This window comes from Parasphingorhabdus sp. (genome assembly GCF_036568145.1).
GTDB lineage: Bacteria > Pseudomonadota > Alphaproteobacteria > Sphingomonadales > Sphingomonadaceae > Parasphingorhabdus.
Genome location: NZ_DATCTC010000031.1, coordinates 46,493 through 67,513, shown reverse-complemented (window position 1 = coordinate 67,513; position 21,021 = coordinate 46,493). Strand labels below are relative to the sequence as shown.

The 21,021-nt window shown below is 54.3% G+C and carries 20 protein-coding genes and 1 riboswitch; of the genes, 17 read left to right on the top strand and 3 right to left on the bottom strand.

The window, feature by feature from the left end:
* Positions 1 to 104 precede the first annotated feature (104 nt).
* Positions 105 to 204, top strand: a riboswitch (glycine riboswitch).
* Positions 205 to 416: 212 nt separating this feature from the next.
* From gcvT to VIN76_RS11835, 10 genes are all read left to right on the top strand, one after another.
* Positions 417 to 1,547 (top strand): glycine cleavage system aminomethyltransferase GcvT, encoded by a 1,131-nt coding sequence (gcvT, locus tag VIN76_RS11880; RefSeq protein ID WP_332042066.1) that lies wholly within the window; start codon positions 417 to 419, stop codon positions 1,545 to 1,547.
* Between the two features lie 27 nt (positions 1,548 to 1,574).
* Positions 1,575 to 1,946: a glycine cleavage system protein GcvH gene (gene gcvH, locus VIN76_RS11875; protein WP_332042065.1), complete on the top strand. Its 372-nt coding sequence runs from the start codon at positions 1,575 to 1,577 to the stop codon at positions 1,944 to 1,946.
* Positions 1,947 to 2,015: 69 nt separating this feature from the next.
* Positions 2,016 to 3,374, top strand: coding sequence for an aminomethyl-transferring glycine dehydrogenase subunit GcvPA (gcvPA, locus tag VIN76_RS11870; RefSeq protein ID WP_332042064.1), 1,359 nt, complete (start codon positions 2,016 to 2,018; stop codon positions 3,372 to 3,374).
* The gene (gene gcvPB / locus VIN76_RS11865) at positions 3,371 to 4,951 is read left to right on the top strand and encodes an aminomethyl-transferring glycine dehydrogenase subunit GcvPB (protein WP_414696352.1); all 1,581 of its coding nucleotides are present in this window, start codon (positions 3,371 to 3,373) and stop codon (positions 4,949 to 4,951) included. Before gcvPA ends, gcvPB begins: the two co-directional genes overlap by 4 nt.
* Before the next feature lie 7 nt (positions 4,952 to 4,958).
* Positions 4,959 to 5,636, top strand: a complete 678-nt coding sequence (locus VIN76_RS11860; protein WP_332042063.1) for a DUF938 domain-containing protein — start codon at positions 4,959 to 4,961, stop codon at positions 5,634 to 5,636.
* 84 nt (positions 5,637 to 5,720) lie between these two features.
* Positions 5,721 to 7,319 carry a long-chain-fatty-acid--CoA ligase gene (locus VIN76_RS11855; RefSeq protein ID WP_332042062.1) on the top strand — a complete coding sequence of 533 codons (1,599 nt, stop codon included), beginning with the start codon at positions 5,721 to 5,723 and terminating at the stop codon, positions 7,317 to 7,319.
* Between the two features lie 107 nt (positions 7,320 to 7,426).
* A complete protein-coding gene (locus VIN76_RS11850) occupies positions 7,427 to 8,167 on the top strand; it encodes a phage Gp37/Gp68 family protein (protein WP_332042061.1) in 741 nt (246 codons plus the stop codon).
* Positions 8,167 to 9,318: a three-Cys-motif partner protein TcmP gene (tcmP, locus tag VIN76_RS11845; protein WP_332042060.1), complete on the top strand. Its 1,152-nt coding sequence runs from the start codon at positions 8,167 to 8,169 to the stop codon at positions 9,316 to 9,318. Before VIN76_RS11850 ends, tcmP begins: the two co-directional genes overlap by 1 nt.
* 216 nt (positions 9,319 to 9,534) lie before the next feature.
* Positions 9,535 to 9,891 (top strand): antitoxin Xre/MbcA/ParS toxin-binding domain-containing protein, encoded by a 357-nt coding sequence (locus VIN76_RS11840; RefSeq protein ID WP_332042059.1) that lies wholly within the window; start codon positions 9,535 to 9,537, stop codon positions 9,889 to 9,891.
* Position 9,892: 1 nt separating this feature from the next.
* The gene (locus VIN76_RS11835) at positions 9,893 to 10,450 is read left to right on the top strand and encodes an RES family NAD+ phosphorylase (RefSeq protein ID WP_332042058.1); all 558 of its coding nucleotides are present in this window, start codon (positions 9,893 to 9,895) and stop codon (positions 10,448 to 10,450) included.
* A 238-nt stretch (positions 10,451 to 10,688) separates the two neighbouring features.
* Here the strand turns inward: VIN76_RS11835 and VIN76_RS11830 are convergent, their stop codons facing one another.
* A complete protein-coding gene (locus tag VIN76_RS11830) occupies positions 10,689 to 11,657 on the bottom strand; it encodes a DMT family transporter (protein WP_332042057.1) in 969 nt (322 codons plus the stop codon).
* Positions 11,658 to 11,916: 259 nt separating this feature from the next.
* On the opposite strand from VIN76_RS11830, the gene VIN76_RS11825 reads away from it, so the two are divergent.
* The 6 genes from VIN76_RS11825 (at position 11,917) to VIN76_RS11800 (ending at position 17,843) form a co-directional block, all read left to right on the top strand.
* A complete protein-coding gene (locus tag VIN76_RS11825; RefSeq protein ID WP_332042056.1) occupies positions 11,917 to 13,335 on the top strand; it encodes an aldehyde dehydrogenase family protein in 1,419 nt (472 codons plus the stop codon).
* Between the two features lie 63 nt (positions 13,336 to 13,398).
* Complete coding sequence (locus tag VIN76_RS11820) at positions 13,399 to 14,544, top strand: acyl-CoA dehydrogenase family protein (RefSeq protein WP_332042055.1); 1,146 nt, start codon at positions 13,399 to 13,401, stop codon at positions 14,542 to 14,544.
* Between the two features lie 27 nt (positions 14,545 to 14,571).
* Positions 14,572 to 15,621 (top strand): enoyl-CoA hydratase/isomerase family protein, encoded by a 1,050-nt coding sequence (locus VIN76_RS11815; RefSeq protein ID WP_332042054.1) that lies wholly within the window; start codon positions 14,572 to 14,574, stop codon positions 15,619 to 15,621.
* A gap of 94 nt (positions 15,622 to 15,715) precedes the next feature.
* Positions 15,716 to 16,501, top strand: coding sequence for an enoyl-CoA hydratase-related protein (locus VIN76_RS11810; RefSeq protein WP_332042053.1), 786 nt, complete (start codon positions 15,716 to 15,718; stop codon positions 16,499 to 16,501).
* 253 nt (positions 16,502 to 16,754) lie between these two features.
* Entirely contained in the window at positions 16,755 to 17,633 is an 879-nt protein-coding gene (mmsB, locus tag VIN76_RS11805) for a 3-hydroxyisobutyrate dehydrogenase (RefSeq protein ID WP_332042052.1), read from the top strand.
* A 6-nt stretch (positions 17,634 to 17,639) separates the two neighbouring features.
* Positions 17,640 to 17,843, top strand: coding sequence for a hypothetical protein (locus VIN76_RS11800; protein WP_332042051.1), 204 nt, complete (start codon positions 17,640 to 17,642; stop codon positions 17,841 to 17,843).
* A gap of 3 nt (positions 17,844 to 17,846) precedes the next feature.
* Here the strand turns inward: VIN76_RS11800 and VIN76_RS11795 are convergent, their stop codons facing one another.
* The gene (locus VIN76_RS11795; RefSeq protein WP_332042050.1) at positions 17,847 to 19,391 is read right to left on the bottom strand and encodes a CpaF family protein; all 1,545 of its coding nucleotides are present in this window, start codon (positions 19,389 to 19,391) and stop codon (positions 17,847 to 17,849) included.
* Positions 19,392 to 19,563: 172 nt separating this feature from the next.
* On the opposite strand from VIN76_RS11795, the gene VIN76_RS11790 reads away from it, so the two are divergent.
* Positions 19,564 to 20,523, top strand: a complete 960-nt coding sequence (locus VIN76_RS11790) for a DMT family transporter (protein ID WP_332042049.1) — start codon at positions 19,564 to 19,566, stop codon at positions 20,521 to 20,523.
* Positions 20,524 to 20,685: 162 nt separating this feature from the next.
* Here VIN76_RS11790 and VIN76_RS11785 read toward each other — a convergent pair whose 3' ends face one another.
* A complete protein-coding gene (locus tag VIN76_RS11785) occupies positions 20,686 to 20,943 on the bottom strand; it encodes an ATP synthase F1 subunit epsilon (RefSeq protein ID WP_332042048.1) in 258 nt (85 codons plus the stop codon).
* Positions 20,944 to 21,021: the final 78 nt, after the last annotated feature.

Here is a 21,021-nt window from a genome sequence, read left to right as displayed (position 1 = left end):
CATACCCCAAAACTTACAGCCCCGATCATCGAATCATTGACTCCGGTAGAGCACTCGGTAACGCTTCCATCTGCTTTTGATTGCCGCCTTGCAGGTATAGATCATGGAGCTGTGCGGGAGAGTGTTTGCAATCCCGACTTATGTCAAACCGCCGAAGGAGCAACCGCCCCGGAAACTCTCAGGCTGATGGACCGCACAGATTTTTAAGCACTCTGGAAAGAGTCCTCCTTTGCTGATTGGGCCGGTTTGCCCATTATGCTGCGGAGGACCACCGAAGGGGTAAGTCCACCGATGCGGCGCAAAGCGGGTATATTCACCCGCCCGCCAAGGGGATGAAACTCTCAGGTTCCGTGACAGAGGGGGCAGTTTTACAGGTTTTCTGTGGACTGTACCTTAATTGAGAAACGGAATTTTTGATGAGTGATGAAACAACCGGAAATCTGAAAAAACTGCCGCTTGATAGCTGGCACCGCGACCTTGGTGCGCGGATGGTGCCGTTTGCGGGCTATGAAATGCCGGTGCAATATGAAGGCGTCATGGCGGAGCATTTGTGGACCCGCGAGAATGCCGGGCTGTTCGATGTCAGCCATATGGGCCAGTTGCAGCTATCCGGTGAAGGCGCGGCCAAGGCGCTTGAAATGCTTGTGCCGGGCAATATCAGCGGGCTGGGCCTCAATAAAATCCGCTATACTTTATTACTGGCCCAGGATGGCGGCATATTGGACGACCTGATGGTGACCAATAGCGGCGATCACCTCTACCTGATCGTCAACGGCGCAACCAAATATGATGATATTGCTTATTTAAATGCGCATTTGCCTGACACTGTCACGCTAAACCATATGGAAGATCAGGCGCTTCTGGCCTTGCAGGGGCCAAAGGCCGCGCAGGCTTTGGCACGTCTGGGCATTGATGCCCCCGCGCCGACGGACCTATACTTCATGGAAGCCGGGTCATTCGACTGGAATGGCATAGAGCTGGGTATCAGCCGTTCGGGCTATACCGGCGAAGACGGGTTCGAGATCAGCATACCGGCGCAGCATGTCGAAGCATTGGCGGCGGCTTTGTGCGCGCAGGAAGAAGTCAAGCCGATTGGCCTTGGCGCACGCGACAGCTTGCGACTGGAAGCCGGGCTGCCGCTCTATGGGCATGACATGGATGCAGAGACTTTGCCGGTCGAGGCGGGGCTGAACTTTGCTCTCGCCAAGGCACGGCGCGAAGAAGCTAATTTCGCAGGTGCTGACAAGGTTCTGGCTCAATATCCTGATAAAGCAGAGAAAATACGCGTGGGGCTGTTCGTCAATGGCCGCCAGCCGGTGCGCGAAGGCGCCAGCATAGTGGATGCAGATGGCCAGAATATTGGCACAGTCACCAGCGGCGGTTTTGCACCCAGTCTGCAAAAGCCGATCGCCATGGCCTATGTCCCCGCAGCGCTGTCCGCACCCGGAACACAGATCACAGTAGAGCAACGCGGCAAGGCCATCGACTGCACTGTCGCCGATACGCCCTTTGTGCCGCACCGCTACCACCGCAAACCGAAAGCATAGTTTTGAACAAGGGAGTATGATCATATTATGAGCAGATTTTATACAGACGAGCATGAGTGGGTTGAGGTCGAGGGGGAGACTGCAACCGTCGGCATCACCGATTATGCCCAGGAACAACTGGGCGACATTGTATTTGTTGATACCCCCGAAATCGGTGCGGAGCTGGAACAGGGCGATGATGCCGCTGTGGTCGAATCCGTGAAAGCCGCGTCCGATGTTTATGCCGTGGTTTCCGGCACGGTCGTCGAAATCAACGAAGCGCTGGAAGATGAACCGTCACTGGTCAACAGCTCGGCCGAGGAAGATGGCTGGTTTTACCGCCAGACCATATCCGACAAGTCGGAGCTGGACGATCTGATGGACGAGAAAGCCTATAAGGCGTTTGTTGACGGGCTTTAGAAGCACCGGACAGAGCCGGTTATACAAGCCGCCGGAATGATTGGGGCTTTGGAAATAAAGGAATATAAAATGCGTTATCTACCGCTAACTCCCGTTGACCGGCAGGACATGCTGGCCGCGATTGGCGCGAATAGCATCGACGATCTGTTCGTTGATGTGCCGGAGGAAGTGCAGCTTGACGGTCCGATCCGCGACCTGCCGATGCACGCCGGGGAAATGGCGGTAGAAGCGCATATGAAAAAGCTGGCCAAAAACAATCTGGCGGCCGGTGACATGCCTTTCTTTCTGGGGGCCGGGGCTTATCGCCACCATGTCCCCGCCAGCGTCGATCACATCATACAGCGCGGCGAGTTCCTGACTGCCTATACGCCTTATCAGCCGGAAATCGCGCAAGGGACATTGCAAACCCTGTTCGAGTTCCAGACACAGGTTGCACGGATGTTCGGTGTCGATGTTGCCAATGCGTCGATGTATGACGGTTCGACCGCGTGCTGGGAAGCGATTGTCATGGCGCGGCGGATTACCAAGCGCGGCAAGGCGGTCCTCTCGTCCGGTCTGCACCCGCATTATGTGTCGGTGGCCAAAACCATGGCCCGCTTTACCAAGGACGATATCGACTATAGCGCACCTACGCTGGTGGCTGATACGGACGGGGCGGATCTGCTGGACCGGATTGACGATGACACAAGCTGCGTTGTCGTCCAGTATCCCGACATATTAGGCCGCATAGCCGATATGAGGATTTTGGCCGAAAAAGCGCATAAACACAAAGCGTTGCTGGTCGCTGTTGTTACCGAACCTGTGGCTCTTGGCGCGATTAAATCACCGGGTCAGATGGGCGCGGATATTGTTGTGGGCGAGGGGCAATCGCTGGGTGTCGGGCTGCAATTTGGCGGGCCTTATGTCGGCCTGTTCGGCTGCAAGGAAAAATATGTCCGCCAGATGCCGGGAAGGCTGTGCGGGGAAACGGTCGATGCAGAGGGCAAGCGCGGTTTCGTGCTGACCCTCTCCACGCGCGAACAGCATATCCGGCGCGAGAAAGCGACCTCGAACATCTGCACCAACAGCGGATTATGTGCGCTGGCTTTTTCTGCACACATGACTTTGCTGGGCGAAAAGGGCTTGCGGGAGCTTGCCATGCTCAACCACAAAAAGGCGGTTATCGCAGCGGATCGTCTGGCAAATATCAACGGCGTGACGTTACTGAATGACAGCTTTTTCAATGAGTTCACTCTGGTTCTTGACAGGGATGCTCGCCAGATCGTCCGTAATCTTGCGGACAAGAATATCTTGGCCGGCGTGTCGCTGGGCCGGCTCTATCCAGAGGAAGGCAGCCTGTCCCACGGCCTGATTGTTGCGGTGACGGAAACGACCAGTCACGAGGATATCGAAGCGCTGGCGACGGCGCTGGAAGGGGAATTGGCATGAGCATGAAGAGCGAAGGCCGTCCGACCAAGATGGACAGCAATATCGATATGTCCGGGCAGCAGACCATCCAGACCCACACGGGCAACCGGGCGCTGATGGTGGATGAGCCGCTGATTTTTGAAATCGGTTCATCCGACCGCAGCGGCGTTGACTTTCCCGAAGCACCGGAGGCGCAAAGCCGTCTGGGCGGGCTTGATCGCACCGAAGCCATGGACATTCCCGGCCTCTCCGAAGCAGAAGCCGTGCGCCATTATACCCGCCTCAGCCGCCAGAATTACGCGATTGATGTCGGCCTGTTCCCGCTGGGCAGTTGCACGATGAAGCATAATCCGCGGCTCAATGAAAAAATAGCGCGGCTGAAGGGATTTGCAGATATTCACCCGCTGCAGCCCGTGGACAGTGTCCAGGGCGCGCTGGAGGTGATTTACCAGCTTGCCGAATGGTTGAAAGCGCTGACCGGCATGCCAGCCGTGGCGATGAGCCCGAAGGCCGGTGCCCACGGAGAGCTATGCGGCATTTTGGCGATCCGTTCCGCGCTGGAGGCACGGGGCGATGCACGCGAAGTCATATTGGTGCCGGAAAGCGCCCATGGCACAAACCCGGCAACTGCGGCTTTTGCAGGCTATAAGGTGGAGAATATTCCGGCCAACGCAGCGGGGCGGGTTGATCTCGCTGCGCTAAAGGCCCGGCTTGGTCCCGATGTTGCGGGCGTGATGATTACCAACCCCAATACCTGCGGATTGTTTGAACCGGATATGAAGGCCATTTCCGATGCGGTGCACGAAGCGGGCGGTCTGGTGTACTGTGACGGCGCGAACTTCAACGCGATTGTCGGCCGCGTCCGCCCCGGCGACCTTGGCATTGATGCGATGCATATCAACCTTCACAAGACCTTTTCCACGCCCCATGGCGGCGGCGGGCCGGGTTCGGGTCCGGTGGTGTTCTCCGAAGCGTTGGCGCCCTATGCGCCATTGCCGTTTGTCGAAAAAGACGGATCGCACTTCTACTTGGTGGAAGAGGAAACGGCGGAAGAACATCATGCCGGAAGCTTTGGCCGCATGACCGCCTTTCACGGGCAGATGGGCATGTTCACCCGCGCGCTCACCTATATTCTCAGCCACGGGGCCGATGGCCTGAAACAGGTGGCGGAGGATGCGGTGCTCAACGCCAATTATATCCTTCGCAGTCTTGAAGACGTGCTCGACGCGCCCTTTGCCGCGTCCGGCCCATGCATGCACGAAGCGCTGTTTTCGGACAAAGGCTTTTCGGACGGCGTCACCACGCTGGATCTTGCCAAGGGGATGATCGACGAAGGCTATCACCCGATGACCATGTATTTCCCGCTGGTCGTTCACGGCGCCATGCTGATCGAGCCTACCGAAACGGAAAGCAAGGCGGCGATAGACCAGTTTATCGGTGCGCTGCGTTCGGTGGCGGAGCGGGCAAAGGCCGGTGATGAGGCGCTGAAATCCGCACCCCATTTCGCCCCGCGCAGACGGCTGGACGAGACTCAGGCCGCGCGCAAGCCGATACTGGTATGGAAAGAACCAGCGCCCCAGGCAGAAGCAGCGGAGTGACAGGCATATGAGCGGACCGGACAACCCCAAGGCAGATCGTTCAACAGGTGAAACCGGTCCGGCGGAGGGCAGGCACGCGCCCGCTACCCTGCGTAACCGCGATGCGATTGCCGCCGTGTTGCAGGAAATTCTGCCCGATAGCGGAATGGTGCTGGAAATCGCCAGCGGCACGGGGGAGCATGCGGTCTATTTCGGGCAGAAATTCCCCGGCCTGACATGGCAGCCCAGCGACCCTGATCCCGAATGTTGCCGGTCTATCGAGGCATGGAAAAACCGGGCGGGGGTGACAAATGTCCTGTCGCCGCTGCAACTGGATGCGCTAGATGATAATTATGGGGTCGATGGCGACGCGGCGGGTTGGGGCATCAGAAAGCCGGTTGCGATTGTCTGCATCAACATGGTCCATATCGCGCCGTGGGAGGCCACGATCGGCCTGTTTGAAAAAGCCGCGCGCTTGCTGGACCCGGGCATGCCCTTCATGCTTTACGGCCCCTATTTCCGCGGCGATGCACCCACGGCGCAAAGCAATCTCGACTTTGACCGCAGCCTGAAAAGCCGCGATCTGCGCTGGGGCATCCGCGAGGTTGAAGACATGGACGCGCTGGCCGAGAAAAACGGCTTCACCCGTGTGCGCCTGATCGAAATGCCTGCAAACAACCTGTCGCTGGTGTACCGGCGCAATTGATCGCTTACCAATCCGCTTGCCTTAAATTAACCGAATGATTAACACGGCTGATAACTAAACCGGACATTCATATAAGGAGCGGGCATGGCAACAGGAGATCAGGAAAAACGCAGGTGCATGGGTTCATCCATTGCCTATTGGGCAGAGCATCGGCCGGACAATATTGCGATTGATGACCCGGCCGATCCCGCAACCGGTCTGGTCACCTATGCCGAACTGGACCGCACCGTCACCGATTATGCTCGCGCGATGACGGGTGCGGGCCTGAAAAAAGGCGACCGGATTTGCTGGCTGGGCAAGAATAGCGGCCTTTATTTCACCCTGTTTTCCGCGTGCAGCCGCGCTGGCACGGTGATGGTTCCGGTCAACTGGCGCCTGGCCGCTCCCGAAGTTTCCTATGTGCTGAAAGATACAAAGGCACCGCTGCTATTCTGTGAACCCGGATTTGCCGACACCGCCAAGCGGGCAGTGGCAGAGGCCGGAACACAGACACAGATTCTTGTCACGCAGCCCACGGGCGACCTGCAATCCTTTGATGATTGGCTGGACAAGACGCCGCGCGGTGACCTGCCCGCGACCGACCCTTCTGAAGGCGTGCTGCAACTTTATACATCCGGCACCACCGGCAATCCCAAGGGCGCGGTGCTAAGCAATGACAATCTGTTCAAAATGCGCCCGCTGGTGGAAAATAATCCCGATCATGCGTGGATCGACATTGGCCCCGATGACAGCACGCTGGCGGTGATGCCGTGCGCCCATATTGCGGGGTCCGGCATTGGCCCGATTGCCTTTTATAATGGCTCGACGATGATGGTTGTCCCCGAATTTCATCCCGACAGCGTTCTGGATTGCATAGACAAGGGGCTTATCCAGTTTTTCCTTGTGCCCACCGCGCTGCAAATGCTGGTCGGTCATCCGCGCGCCAGGGAAACGGATTTTTCCAGCGTGCGCTCTGTCACCTATGGCGCTGCGCCAATCCCGCTGGAGCTGTTGCGCCAATGTCTTCAGACCATGCCGCAAGCCCTGTTTTGCCAGCAATATGGCATGACCGAAACCACGGGAACCGTGTGCATCCTGCCGCCCGAAGACCATGATCCGGCGGGGAATGAGCGGATGCGCGGCATCGGCGTGCCCTTGCCCGGTGTCGAGATGAAGATTGTCGATGAAAATCGCCGCGAAGTCCCGCCCGGCACCATCGGGGAAATTGCCACACGATCCGGCCTCAACATGTTGCATTATTTTAATAATCCGGAAAAAACGGCAGAGACTGTGGACGCCGACGGCTGGCTCTATACCGGCGACGCGGCGGTCATGGATGAAGACGGCTATTTCTATATCAAGGACCGCGTGAAGGACATGATCATCACCGGCGCCGAAAATGTCTACCCGGCAGAAGTCGAAAACGCGATATTCGGCCACCCCCAAGTCAACGAAGTCGCGGTCATCGGTGTCCCGGACGAAAAATGGGGCGAAGCGGTAAAAGCCGTCGTCTCCCCGAAACCGGACGCCGGGGACGTCGATACGCAAAGCATAATCGACTGGGCCCGCGAGCGCATCGCCGGCTTCAAAGTGCCCAAATCCGTTGACGTAATCCCCGAACTCCCCCGCAACGCCAGCGGCAAGATTTTGCGGAGGGAATTACGTGATCCTTATTGGGAAGGGAAAGACCGGGGGGTGAATTAGCTTCATTTCTTGACAAATTTGATGAGAACAAATAAAGAACAAGGTGCAAAGTGGACTAGCCTAAACGGAAGGTTTATTACCGCCTCGATCTCTGTTAGGAATTAGTGATGGCAGATAAAAGCAGTATAGAGTGGACTGATGCTACATGGAACCCAGTTACGGGATGTACCAAGATCACTTCAGGTTGCGATAATTGCTATGCTTATCGGTTCGCTGAGCGATTTCGCGGAGTACCTAACCATCCTTTCGAGCAGGGGTTTGACTTAACGCTGAGGCCAGGGCGGATTGAGCAGCCGTTAGGCTGGCGTAAATCAAGAATGATTTTCGTCAATTCTATGAGTGATTTGTTTCATAAAGACGTACCGTTAAGATTCGTGGATAAGGTCTTTGACACTATGGAAGCCGCTGATTGGCATATCTTCCAATTATTGACAAAGCGTAGTTCACGAATGCGAAATTATTTGAATAATCGTTACCTCGAAAACCCACCGCCATCGCATATTTGGTTGGGCGTATCAGTGGAAGATAAAAAGGGTGCTGCGAGAATTGAACATTTGAGGCAATCAAAAGCTGCGGTCCGCTTTCTTTCAGTGGAGCCTCTCATCGGACCCGTTGGTGATATAAATTTGGACGGCATACATTGGGTGATTGCTGGTGGTGAAAGTGGCCCAGGTGCTCGTCCTATGCACATTGATTGGGCACGTGAAATAAGAGATATTTGCGAAGAACAAAACGTTGAGTTCTTCTTCAAGCAATGGGGAGGATTTCGACCTAAATCGGGCGGACGTGAGTTAGATGGCAGAGAATGGAATGGTTTTCCTGATGTAGGCAAGTCGGCTGCGGCCTGATGGTAGTTGATCCTCAGTGGTACCCTGGGAGGGAGCAAGCTTTAGTTAAGCACACTTTCCTAGACAGCTACCTGGGTGCACTATTTAATAAGATGGCTCAGGTTGGGCGAAACATCGTATATATTGATGGTTTCGCAGGGCCTTGGAAAAGCGTTAGCGAAAATTATGACGATACATCGTTTGGCATAGCTCTGAGACAATTGCAGGGAGCAAAGTCCCAAGCCGATGGTAAGGTCAGTTTCTCTGCGCATTTAGTTGAAAAATCTGAGGAATCTTATGAGCGATTGAAAACTATCGCTGCTCAATATCCTGATATCAACATTAATACCTATCAGGATGAGTTTTATAACGTACTACCCAAAATTATAGAGAGTATTCCGAAGGATGCTTTTTCTTTTTTCTTCATTGATCCCAAGGGTTGGGATATAGATTTTGAAAAATTAGGATCAGTTTTTCACCAGCCAAATTCCGAAATTGTTGTGAATTTGATGTACGATTTTTTAAATCGATTTATTGATCACCCAGACGAAAGAATAAGTGATCGCTTACGAAATCTTGTGCCGACCGAAAGGTGGAGAAGGGCTCTTAGTGAGGCTCAAGGAGCAAAACCGGCAGAGAGGGAGGCGAAAATAATATTTGCGTACTGTGAGGCTGTACGGTCGGCCGGTTCTTACAGTTTTGTCCCGTCACTAAGAGTAAGGAAGCCAGGGCACGAGCGAGTTCTCTATCATCTTGTTTACGCAACCAGAAACGCAGTTGGCCTGGAAGTTTTTCGTCGGTGTCAATATCAGTCGTTGCAAACGGAAGCTATCTCACAAACACAAGTAAAGCGAGCTGCTCGAGAAGAGCGAACACAACAATCTGATTTCAATTTTTTCGATGAAGATATTTCAAGCGACCCAGTTTCAACACTGTTGAGAAACGAACCTGCACGTGCATCTGAAGCCGTATTAGAATTGCTAAAGTCTAACTCAGAGGGAATTATTTACCACGACTTATGGCCAATTATTTTAGAGTCATTTCAAATAACAAAATCTCAGCTTGCTAGAGAAATTAACCACTTGAGGAAAGAAGGAAAACTCAGGATTCCTGAATGGCCATCAGAAAGACATAGTGTTCCTCAAAATGGTTTTCTTATTTTACCAGCTTGATTGCTTTAAGTTAGATCCTCTGACCTGCTCATCCATATCATCTTCGTCCTATACGGCTCTTTAATAATTAGCTAGATTCCCGCCTGCGCGGGAATGACGGTGGTGGGGCTTGACATTCCATAAAGATTTCACAAATTGACTTTTGTGAAATTAAATCGTAATAATGACCGGAAACTTGGCCGGGTTCAAAACCCGCCTTGACAAGGAATTTGGCTTATGATGGGTGCAGCAGTTAAAGAAACAGCGGTGTCTCGCCTGATTGCCGGATTGAAGCTTTATGGCGGATTGAAGGGGCGGGATATTGCCAATATTATCGGTGTCTCTCCGCCCACCGTCACGCGCTGGGGAAAGGGCGAGGGCAGCCCTACCATAGACAAGCAGACCGTGATCGCTGAACTACGCTGGGTCGCGGAACGGCTTTCGGATTTTTATGAACCCGATGATGCCCGGCTCTGGTTACAATCTCCGCACCCGCAATTGCAGGATCAGCGCCCTTACGAGCTGATTAACCAGGGGCGGACCAGCGAAGTGCTGGAAATATTGGAGCGTCTCGACAGCGGAGTCTATTTGTAGGATGACCGCCGGACACGGGGGGCATGATTTCAGATTGCTCGATGCTCTGGAAGAGATCAAGGGCATAAGCTTTGCGGGCAATATCTGGCGCGTCGTTCGCAGCCAAAGGTCGGTGTTTGACGGATCACGCGGGTCCGGTCGCTGGAATCCAAGCGATCTGGAAGTTTTATATGCCGCTCAGGAAGCGGATGGCGCCCTGGCGGAAATCCATTTCCATCTCAGTCTGGGGCAGCGGATATTTCCGACCAGAATCCAGCATATACTCTATCAGTTGAGTGTGAAAACGGGCCAGACCCTGCACCTCGTGGACATGGACGCGCTCATCGCACTGGGGGTCGAGCCTTCTAGATATGGCGAGATGCTGTATCACCGGACGCAGGAAATAGCAGATGCGGCGGCCTTTCTGGGCTTTGACGGGCTTATCGCGCCCAGTGCCCGTTGGACGTGCCAGAATCTTGTTCTGTTTCTCGATAGTTTCAATATCGAGGATCTGGATATTATCAGCGAAGAGGATGTCGATTGGGCGGAATGGATAGCCAGGAACAGAACCCCGTCATAGTGGCGGCGGCGGTGACAAAGCTCTGTCCTACACACGTCCAAATCATCTATGACCATTGCGGCTCTTTGATAATCTGCAAGTACCTCTCCCGAACCGCACCGCTGGAAACACACCTTCCGGTGGCTCCATGGGCTCCACCAAGTCCAACAGGTATTATAATACCTCTCTGCACGCGCTCCAGCGCTTCCTTGGTGTGAAGTTAGTGAAGTTAGGTGCTACCTGACCGGAATCGCCCCCTTCAAAACCCGCGGGTTGCCCCTTCGCGCTCTGCGATCTCGCTGCGGGCTTGCCGGGTTGCGCGCACATGCTCACGCCATGCGATGAAGAGGCCGGACCCGATGATGATCGGCGCTCCGATCAGGATGGAGAGGCCCGGCCATTGTCCAAATACAAGGATGCCGATGATCGTGGCCCATATCAGCGAGCTGTAATCCATCGGCATGACGGTAGCAACGGGGGCGAGGCGCAGGGAATGGGTGATGGCGAGCTGTGCCATCGACCCGAATATGCCGACGCCAAGCAAATAGCCCCACGTCCTTGCATCATGGCCGCCGCCGTAAATATAGACGCAAACCGCAAGGGCCGGCAAAGTATAGACCGAAAACCAGAAGATGGTGACAAGGCTGCCCTCCGTCCGGCCAAGCATGCGGATGACGAGCGTGACCGAAGCTGTCACCAGCGCCCCGATCAGCGCCACCGTCGCACCGTAAGCGGGGATCAGGTTGCCGCCGGGCTGAATAACCACCAGCACGCCGATAAAGCCGATCAATATGGCTACCCAGCGCCGGATACCGACTTGTTCGCGCAGGATCAGCGCCGCGAACAGGGTCGCGAAAATCGGCACGGTAAAGCTGATCGTCGTCGCATCGGCCAGCGGCAACAAGGTCATTGCCCAGAAATTGAACCCCATGGCCGTAATGCCCAGAATAGACCGCAGGATATGCAGCGCGTGACGGTTGGATTTTATCGCTGGCCACCCGGCTGGACTGCGCCAGATCAGGAAGCATATAAGCGGCATGGCAATCAGTTGCCGGTAAAACAGGCTTTCGGTAACATGCACGCCCTCTTGCCCCGCCAGCTTCACAAAGGCGAACATGCACGCGAGCGAAACCATACCGGCAAGCCGCGTCAATATGCCGGCTATGGGATGATTCTGCCCCAGTGCCGGTTGTTCGGGCTGGTTTTTATCTAAAGCATCAGTGGTCATAAGGTGCCGGCAATGATTAGGGGATGTTCCATTCGATCGACGATAGGCGCAACTCGATTGGCAATGCAATTATACATTGTAGTACAATGACTTTGTCCTTGCGATTAGCGGCTTTCCAAGGGGGCGCATAAAGGGACGCTATTCATGGCGGGAAAGTTGCAAGCCTATTGGCGGTTGACTATATGGTGCAGGAAAATTGCTGGTTCAACGAGTCCTTTTATGTTGAGCATCCGGCAACAACATAGATTAGGAGCGTGAAATGCTAGACAAGACCACAAATCCCCAGGACCCGATTGTGGAAGAAATCGCCGAATTGGTGGCCCGATCGCGTGCTGCACAAAAGCAGATTGAAAATTATACGCAGGAACAGGTCGATGAACTGATCCGCGCGATGGTCTGGGCCGTGGCCGAAGAACCGGTTGCCAAAAAAATAGCCCAGCATACGGTCGATGAGACCCAGCTTGGCAATTATGACGGCAAATATCTGAAGATTTTCCGTAAAACCCGCGCGACCCTGTTTGACATTATCAACGACAAATCGGTCGGCATTCTTGAGGAAGACCCGGAACGCAACATTGTAAAAATTGCCAAGCCGGTTGGCGTGATTGGCGCTTTGTCCCCGTCCACCAATCCCGAAGCAACGCCGGTTATCAAGGCGATCTCTGCGGTAAAAGGGCGCAACTCGATCATCGTGGCTCCGCACCCCCGCGCAAAGCTGACCAACAAGCTGATTTGCGACCTGATGCGCGAAGCCATCGTAAAAATGGGCGCGCCAGCGGATCTGGTTATCAGCATCGATGTGCCTTCCGTCGAAAAGACCAATGAACTGATGCGGCAATGCGACCGCGTGCTTGCCACCGGCGGCGGCGCAATGGTGACGGCGGCTTATTCCAGCGGGACCCCCGCTTTGGGCGTAGGCGTCGGCAATGCGGTTATCACTGTCGACGAAACAGCCGACCTGGACGACGCAGCGGAAAAAATCCGTATGTCCAAGACTCTCGATCTCGCGGCGAGCTGTTCGTCGGACAACAGCGTCATCTTGGTTGATGCGATTTACGACGAAATGCTGGCCAAGCTTGTTGAAAAGGGCGGCTATATCCTGAACGACGAGGAAAAGCAGAAGTTTCAGGACGTGCTGTGGGTCGATGGCCATATCAACGCAAAAGTCGTGGCGCAGACACCGGAATTCATTGCTGGCATGGCCGGATTTGAAATCCCCGAAGGCACGCAATTCTTCATCATCAAAGAAACCGGATACGGCCCCGATCACCCCTTCTCTGGCGAGAAGATGACGGTTGCCATGGCGCTTTACCGTGCCGCCGATATTGATGAAGCGATTGAGCTGACGAACAATATCCAGTCCTATCAGGGGCAGGGCCATAGCTGCGGTATCTATTCGCAGTCGGACGAGAATATCATGAAGCTCGCCAACGCGACACGCACATCGCGCGTGATGGTGAACCAGCCGCAATCCGCTTCGAACAGCGGAAACCTGTGGAATGGTATGCGCCAGACATTCTCGCTGGGCTGTGGTAGCTGGGGCGGTAATGGCACGAACAACAATATTACATGGCGTGACCTTATCAATGAAACCTGGGTATCGAAACCGCTGGCCAAGACCAAAGAGCTGCCTAGCGACGAAGAGTTATTCGGTGACGTGATACAAAAATTGGCGTAATATAGCCGCATAACATAACGGGCGGTGGAAACCTTCTCCGCCGCCCTTTTTAATGGGATTAATATGACCGATCAATTTTCGCTGACCGAAGACCAGCTCGCTATTCAGGATATGGCCCGGAAGTTTACCGCTGATGCGATTACCCCGCACGCGGCCAAGTGGGATGAAGAATCTATTTTCCCGCGCGATGTGATTAAGCAAAGCGCAGATTTGGGCTTCGGCGGGATTTATGTGTCAGAGGAATCCGGCGGCATTGGTCTGGGCCGACTGGAAAGCGCAATCATCATGGAAGCCATGGCTTATGGCTGCCCATCGACCTCCGCTTTTATATCGATCCACAATATGGCGTCGTGGATGATCGATACATTCGGTTCGCAGACGGTGAAGGACAAATATCTGCCTGACCTGATCGGTATGGAAAAAATCGCCAGCTATTGCCTGACCGAACCGGGTGCCGGTTCCGATGCGGCGTCGTTGAAGACCAAGGCAGTGAAGGACGGCGACCATTATGTCGTCAGCGGTTCCAAAGCCTTTATCTCTGGCGGCGGAGAGAATGATATCTATGTCACGATGACACGGACCAGTGACGATGGCGCAAAGGGTGTGACCTGCCTTGTCATTGAAAAAGATATGGAAGGCGTCAGCTTTGGCGCAAACGAGAAAAAGCTCGGCTGGCATTCGCAGCCCACAGCGCAGGTCAATTTCGACAATGTCCGCGTACCGGTTGAAAACCGTGTCGGCAGCGAAGGTGAGGGCTTTCGCATCGCTATGGCGGGCCTTGACGGCGGGCGTTTGAATATTGGTGCCTGTTCGCTGGGCGGAGCGCAGCGCTGCCTTGATGAAGCGGTGACTTATACCAAAGAGCGTAAACAATTTGGCAAGAGCATCAGCGATTTCCAGAATACACAGTTCATGCTGGCCGATATGGCTACCGACCTCGAAGCCGCACGTGCTTTGCTTTATCTGGCGGCGGTCAAGGTGACCAATGGCGCTGCAGACAAAACCAAATTCGCAGCAATGGCGAAGCGTTTGGCGACCGACAATGGTTCAAAAATCGTCAATGACGCGCTTCAGCTTTTTGGCGGCTATGGCTATTTACAGGATTATCCGATTGAGCGTTTCTGGCGTGATTTGCGTGTGCATTCCATTCTTGAAGGCACGAACCAGATCATGCGGATGATTGTATCTCGTGAAATGCTCAGGCAATAGCCTGTCCCCCCAGTGTAGAAAGATAATATGACCGAAGATCTTATCATCAAGAAAACGGGCCGCGTCGGGCATATCAGCCTGAACCGCCCCAAAGTCCTCCACTCGCTTAACCTCGCCATGTGCGAAGGGATGCTCGATGCGCTGATCGCCTGGCGCGATGATGACAGTGTGGAAGCGGTGATTATCGACCATAGCGAAGGCCGCGGATTCTGCGCGGGCGGCGATATTGCGATGTTGCAGGCTTCCGGGAAAAAGGACGGCAAGGAAGGGCGCGAGTTTTTCTATAAGGAATATCAGCTCAACCACCTGTTGTTCGAATATCCAAAGCCGGTCGTCGCTTTCATGGACGGGATCACCATGGGCGGCGGTGTTGGTATTTCTCAGCCTGCCAAATATCGTGTGGCAACCGAAAACACACGTTTTGCCATGCCGGAAACGGGCATTGGCCTGTTCCCCGATGTGGGCGGCGGCTGGTTCCTGTCACGGCTCGAAGGGCGCCTGGGACAGTTTCTTGCGCTCACAGGTGCGCGGCTGGACGGTGCGGAATGTAAGGAAGTGGGATTGGCAACGCATTATTTGCCAGCCGACAACCTAGCCGAAGCGAAACAGCGGATCAGCGAAAACCCGGACCGTATTGACGGGATATTGGGCCAATTGTCTGACATAGTTCCGGAAGCACGGATTTTGCAAAATCTGGACAAGATCGACAAGTTTTTTGCCTCGGATGTCTATGAGGACATTCTTGCCGCACTGGACGCAGATGACAGCGATTGGTCGGCGAAAGAGCTGGCGACACTTAGCACAAAAAGCCCGCAAACCTGCAAGGTTGCGCTGCGCCAGTTAAAAGAAGGTGCGGCAATGGAAACATTTGCCGACGAAATGCGGAACGAATATCGTATCGGCTCACGGGTGTTGACGCGCCATGACTTTATCGAGGGCGTTCGTGCTTTGATCGTTGATAAGGACAATGAACCCAAATGGGACCCCGCCACACCCGAAGAAGTGAGCGACGAGCTGATCGATTCTATTTTTGCGCCGCTTCCAGCGGATGAGGAATGGGAACCTTTGGCACTTTAGGCTCGTCATCCCGAACTGGGTTTCAGGGTCTCAAAGAGCACGAAATATCAACAAATGTGCGCCGACGGCAGCATGACGAAATCAGGAGAATGACATGGCAGATTATGAAACAATATTGGTCGAACAGCGCGGTGCAGTCACGCTGATCACATTGAACCGGCCACAGGCGCTTAATGCCCTGAACAGCCAGGTGCTCGAAGACCTGATTGGTGCATTTGCCGATTTTGAAGCCGATGAAAAACAGATTTGCGCCGTGCTCACTGGATCGGGCGACAAGGCTTTTGCCGCTGGCGCTGATATTAAGGAAATGTCCGAAAAATCGGCTGCCGAATTTTATCTGGAAGATTTCTTCGCCAAGTGGACGAGCGATATTGTCAAGACAACACGCAAGCCATGGATTGCCGCGGTAAACGGTTTCGCGCTGGGCGGTGGCTGTGAACTGGCGATGATGGCGGATTTCATCATTGCGAGCGAAAATGCAAAATTCGGCCAGCCTGAAATCAAGCTGGGCGTTGCCCCCGGTATGGGCGGATCACAGCGTCTCACCCGCGCTGTCGGTAAAGCCAAGTCGATGGAAATGTGCCTGACTGGCCGGATGATGAATGCCGATGAAGCGGAGCGTTCCGGATTGGTCGCGCGCGTTGTGCCGCATGATGAGCTGCTCGATGAAGCGCTTAAAACCGCCACAACCATTGCATCAATGCCTCCAATGGCGTTGCGTGTGAACAAGGAAATGGTCAACGCCGCCTTTGAAACCATGCTGGATCAAGGCCTGCTGCATGAGCGTCGGCTGTTCCAGATCCTGACCGCGAGTGAGGATAAGGCCGAAGGCATGGCCGCGTTTATTGAAAAGCGTGAAGGACAGTGGAAGGGGCGTTAAACTAAGGTGATCATTGACTGGTTCCTCTTGGCCGCAGGTATTGTTATCTTTGTCTTGGGCTGGATAGTTAATAGATCTATCAAGCCGGACCCTGATCGCCCTTTTTGGCTAACAAGTGGAGGAATCGACAGGAAGGGTAGAATTCTGTCTTTTCGAGAATTAATTGAGCCTTGTGTGCCGTTTGGGCTGATAATTTTCGGCTTTGTCTTAATCATAATAGCTTTAATGAGTTTGTCTAAGTGAGGTTTAAGAAATGAAAATCGGATTTATCGGTCTTGGCAATATGGGCGGCGGCATGGCTGCCAATCTGGCGAAAGCCGGGCACGAGGTTTATGCTTTTGACCTGTCGGGTGAAGCGCTGGCAAGGGCAGGGGAAGCAGGCTGCACACCGGTTAGCGATGCTGCCGATGCGATCCGTAATATGGAGGCGGTGGTCACGATGTTGCCCGCTGGTAAGCATGTGCGCTCGGTCTATGCCAATGACGTGATTATCAACGCTTCTCCCGGAACGCTGGTTCTGGATTGCTCGACCATCGACGTGGATAGCGCGCGCGATGTGGCGGAAATGGCAAAGGCCAAGAATATCCTCCCGGTAGATGCTCCTGTTTCCGGCGGCATTGCTGCGGCCAATGCCGGCACGTTGACCTTCATGGTGGGCGGCAGTGAAGAGGCTTTCAAACGCGCTGAACCGATCTTGTCCGACATGGGCAAGACGGTGATCCATGCCGGTGACAACGGGGCCGGGCAGGCTGCGAAAATCTGTAACAACATGCTGCTGGGCGCATCCATGGTTGCAACCTGCGAGACATTCAAGATGGCTGAAAAGCTCGGTCTGGATTTGCAGACATTCTATGACATATCATCCAAGGCTTCGGGGCAGAACTGGTCGATGACCAGCTATTGCCCGGTTCCCGGTGTCGGCCCGCAAAGCCCTGCGGATAATGGCTATGAAGGCGGTTTTGCAGCTGCATTGATGCTAAAGGATTTGCGCCTTGCCATGGAAGCGGCGGAAAGCGCGGGGGCCAAGATTCCAATGGGTGAAAAGGCCGCTGCGCTTTACACCCAATATGCTGAAAGCCAGGAGCAGGGCGGTAAGGACTTTTCCGGCATCATCAACATGCTGGATAGCTAACCGGTTTTGAGCCAGTTTCCTGATCTGAGCGGTTGGGCCATTGTCGGCGGAATGGCGGTCCTGATCGCAGCAATCGCCGCGATAGCCGAACGCCGCCGGAACAACCGCAAGAATATCGACAAGGTCGGTTTCATGCCCTGGCCATTCATCATGGTGATGGCACTGCTATTCGCGGCTATCTCTATCGGACTGGCGCTGAAGGGGTTCTAGGACTTAAAGACAAGCCTCTAGAAACGGCTGTTCAAATCCATATTGCCGTGCCTTTTCAAGCGTATAGGGGCGCAGGCCAGCGGATTGATATTCACCGATAATCTTGCCGTCGGCATCTTCGTCCAGATATTGATATTTGAATAGCTCCTGCGTCACGATCACATCGCCTTCCATCCCGATGACCTCGGTGATGTTGGTGGTCCGGCGAGAACCGTCGCGCAGGCGTTTCACCTGAACGATCAGATCAACAGATTCCGCAATCTGGCGTGAAATCGCTTCTTTGGGGATCTTGATGTCGCCCATCAGGATCATGTTTTCCATACGCCCAAGACATTCGCGCGGGCTATTGGCGTGCAGCGTACACATGGAACCATCATGGCCCGTGTTCATGGCAGCGAGCAGGTCAAAACATTCCGCGCCGCGAATCTCACCCAGGATGATCCGGTCCGGCCGCATACGAAGAGCGTTCTTCACCAGATCGCCAATGGTAATCGCACCTTCGCCTTCCAGATTGGGCGGGCGGGTTTCAAGCGGTAACCAGTGCGGTTGCTGCAAGCGAAGCTCGGCAGCATCCTCGATGGTCAGCACGCGCTCACCAGGGTCGATCATTTTCGACATAGCGTTGAGCATGGTCGTTTTACCCGAACCCGTACCGCCGGATATAACTACGTTAAAGCGGCAGGCTCCGGCGATTTTCAGCGCCGTGCACATCTGTGTCGACATTGAGCCAAAGCCCTGCATCATATCAAGCGTAATGGGCTTTTCGGAGAACTTACGAATGGAGATCGCCGTGCCTTTTAGGCTGAGCGGGGGCACGATAACGTTTACACGGGAACCATCGGCAAGCCGGGCATCGGCAAGCGGTGTGGTCTGGTCAACACGTCGGCCAACCTGGTTCACGATACGCTGGGCAATCTGGAACAGATGTTCTTCATCACGAAACTTGATTGGCGCGACTTCCAGCTTACCCTTGATCTCGATATAAGTCTGTTCCGGGCCGTTGACCATGATATCCGAAATATCGGGATTCTGGAGCAACTCTTCCAATGGACCAAAGCCGAGTAGTTCATCAACCAGCACCTTTTCAAGTGCAAATTGCTCTCGCCGGTTCAGCGTCAGTTTCAGCTCGGTCAGCACTTCCATGATGATCGGGCGGAATTCTTCGGTCAGCTCTTCCTTGTTGAGCGTCGCGGCAGCTTCCGGATCAACCCGTTCCAGTAATCGCGGTAAAACCTGTTCTTTGATCTTGTGGACCGAAGCGCCAAAGCCTTCATCCTTGTCACCGCTATCCGCGATTGCGTTGGAACGCTCGGCAAGGCGCGACATGGCGTCATCTTTATCCGGAGCACTAACAACTGGCGGTTCGGGAATAATATTACTGCGCTGCTCCCCGGGAAGAGGAACCGTGTCTATGGGGGGGAATTGACCGCCGCCAACCGCTTTATGGGTGTCTTCCCGCCTTGACCCGCCACTGCCAGACATTGGTTTAGCGACGCCAAATGACGATCGCCCGCCACCCAATCCATTTTTCTTACCAAATGCGCTCATGTCTCTCCGCCGGAAATAATGCGTTCCCAATCGATTAAATAATACTATGGCCGAAAATGGTTAATTATCGGATAATCAGACGAGGCAGTTTGACTTCATCTAAATTGATACGTTCGGAAAATGATGGTTGTTTTAATGGCGGATAGCCTGCAATCGACGGCTTTGAACTCTAATGACGGGATGGGCTGTGCAGGCAGGTAAGCGTGATGGACAAGCACCGGAAAAGGCTGGGGCAAATAGCGGTTCAGGCAGCGGGATTTTGCTTGCCCTGATTGCGTTCTCCGGATTCCCGGTTGGTGACGCTATCATCAAGTCCATGGCCGGCGACTGGCCCGCCCCGGCGGTAGCTGCACTTCGTTTTTCCATGGGGGCACTCGCTCTTGCAGCCATTCTTTTCTGGAGAGAAGGCAGAGCCGGTTTCGAGATCAGCCGCCCCGGGTTGCACGCTGCCAGAGGATTATCATTGGCTGTCGTGACTTTAAGTTTCTTTTCCGCAATTTATGTCATGCCCCTGGCTGATGCCGTGGCGATATCGTTTGTCAGTCCTATCCTGACCGCTTTGATTTCGGGATGGTTTTTGAAGGAAAAGATGCGGTCTTCGACATGGAGCGCGACGATTGTGGCCTTTGGCGGTGTGCTGATAATGCTCCGCCCCAATGTCGCAGCCTTTGGCTGGGTCGCGGTTTTACCGCTAATTGCAGCGGGGGCGATGTCGTCAATGCTGATCCTCAACCGCATGGTATCGAGCCAGAGGTCCATTTTTGCAGCGCAATTCTACATTGCGTTCTGGGCGGCAATATTCCTGACTATCGCCGCCACGGCGGGGCATTTCCTCTTGCCATCCATGTATGTTCCCGGCGCTCCGGACTGGGACGTTGTGCTGCGCTGCGCGATTGTCGTTATAACCGCGACGAGCTGCCACTTCCTTCTTTATATGGCGACTATGCGCACGACGGCTGCTGCCGTTGCGCCGATTGTCTATGTACAGCTAATCGTGGCATCGGCGATTAGTGTATTCATATTTGGTGATCCGATTGACCCGCTGGCCCTTGTCGGCGGCAGTTTGATTTTGTTGAGCGGACTGTTCCTATGGCGTAGCGAACGCAAAGCCGCGACGGTGCTGGAAGCTTGATTGCTCCCAGCTTAAGGTTCTTGAATTTGTTGTGAAGATTTCCGTAACCCTGAGCCTGTCGAAGGGGGGCTATAGTATCAATGCCGCGCTTAACCCAGAAACGTCCTTCGACAAGCTCAGGACTAACGGAACGGGTGAAAAATGTGGAGGTAGCGAGGCTAGTTAGGAAACAGCTTCAGCCAGAACCGTCAGGCCCTTTTCATTCACTTCGGCAAAACCGCCCTGGACAGAGATGACTTCTGCCTCTGCGCCTTCGCTGGCATAGATAGAAAGCTCTGCGTCACGGATAGTGGACATAAAGGGGGCGTGACCGGCCAGCACACCAAAGTCGCCTTCTGCGCCCGGCACAACAACCATATAAACATCATCCGACCGGACGAGCTTTTCTGGTGTCACGAGTTCGAAATGTAGGTTCGCCATCTAAGTGTCTCCGACCCCTCCCTTTCAAAGAAAGGGCAGGGTGATGAGGAAAGCTGGCCCGATGCCAGCATTTCCGAA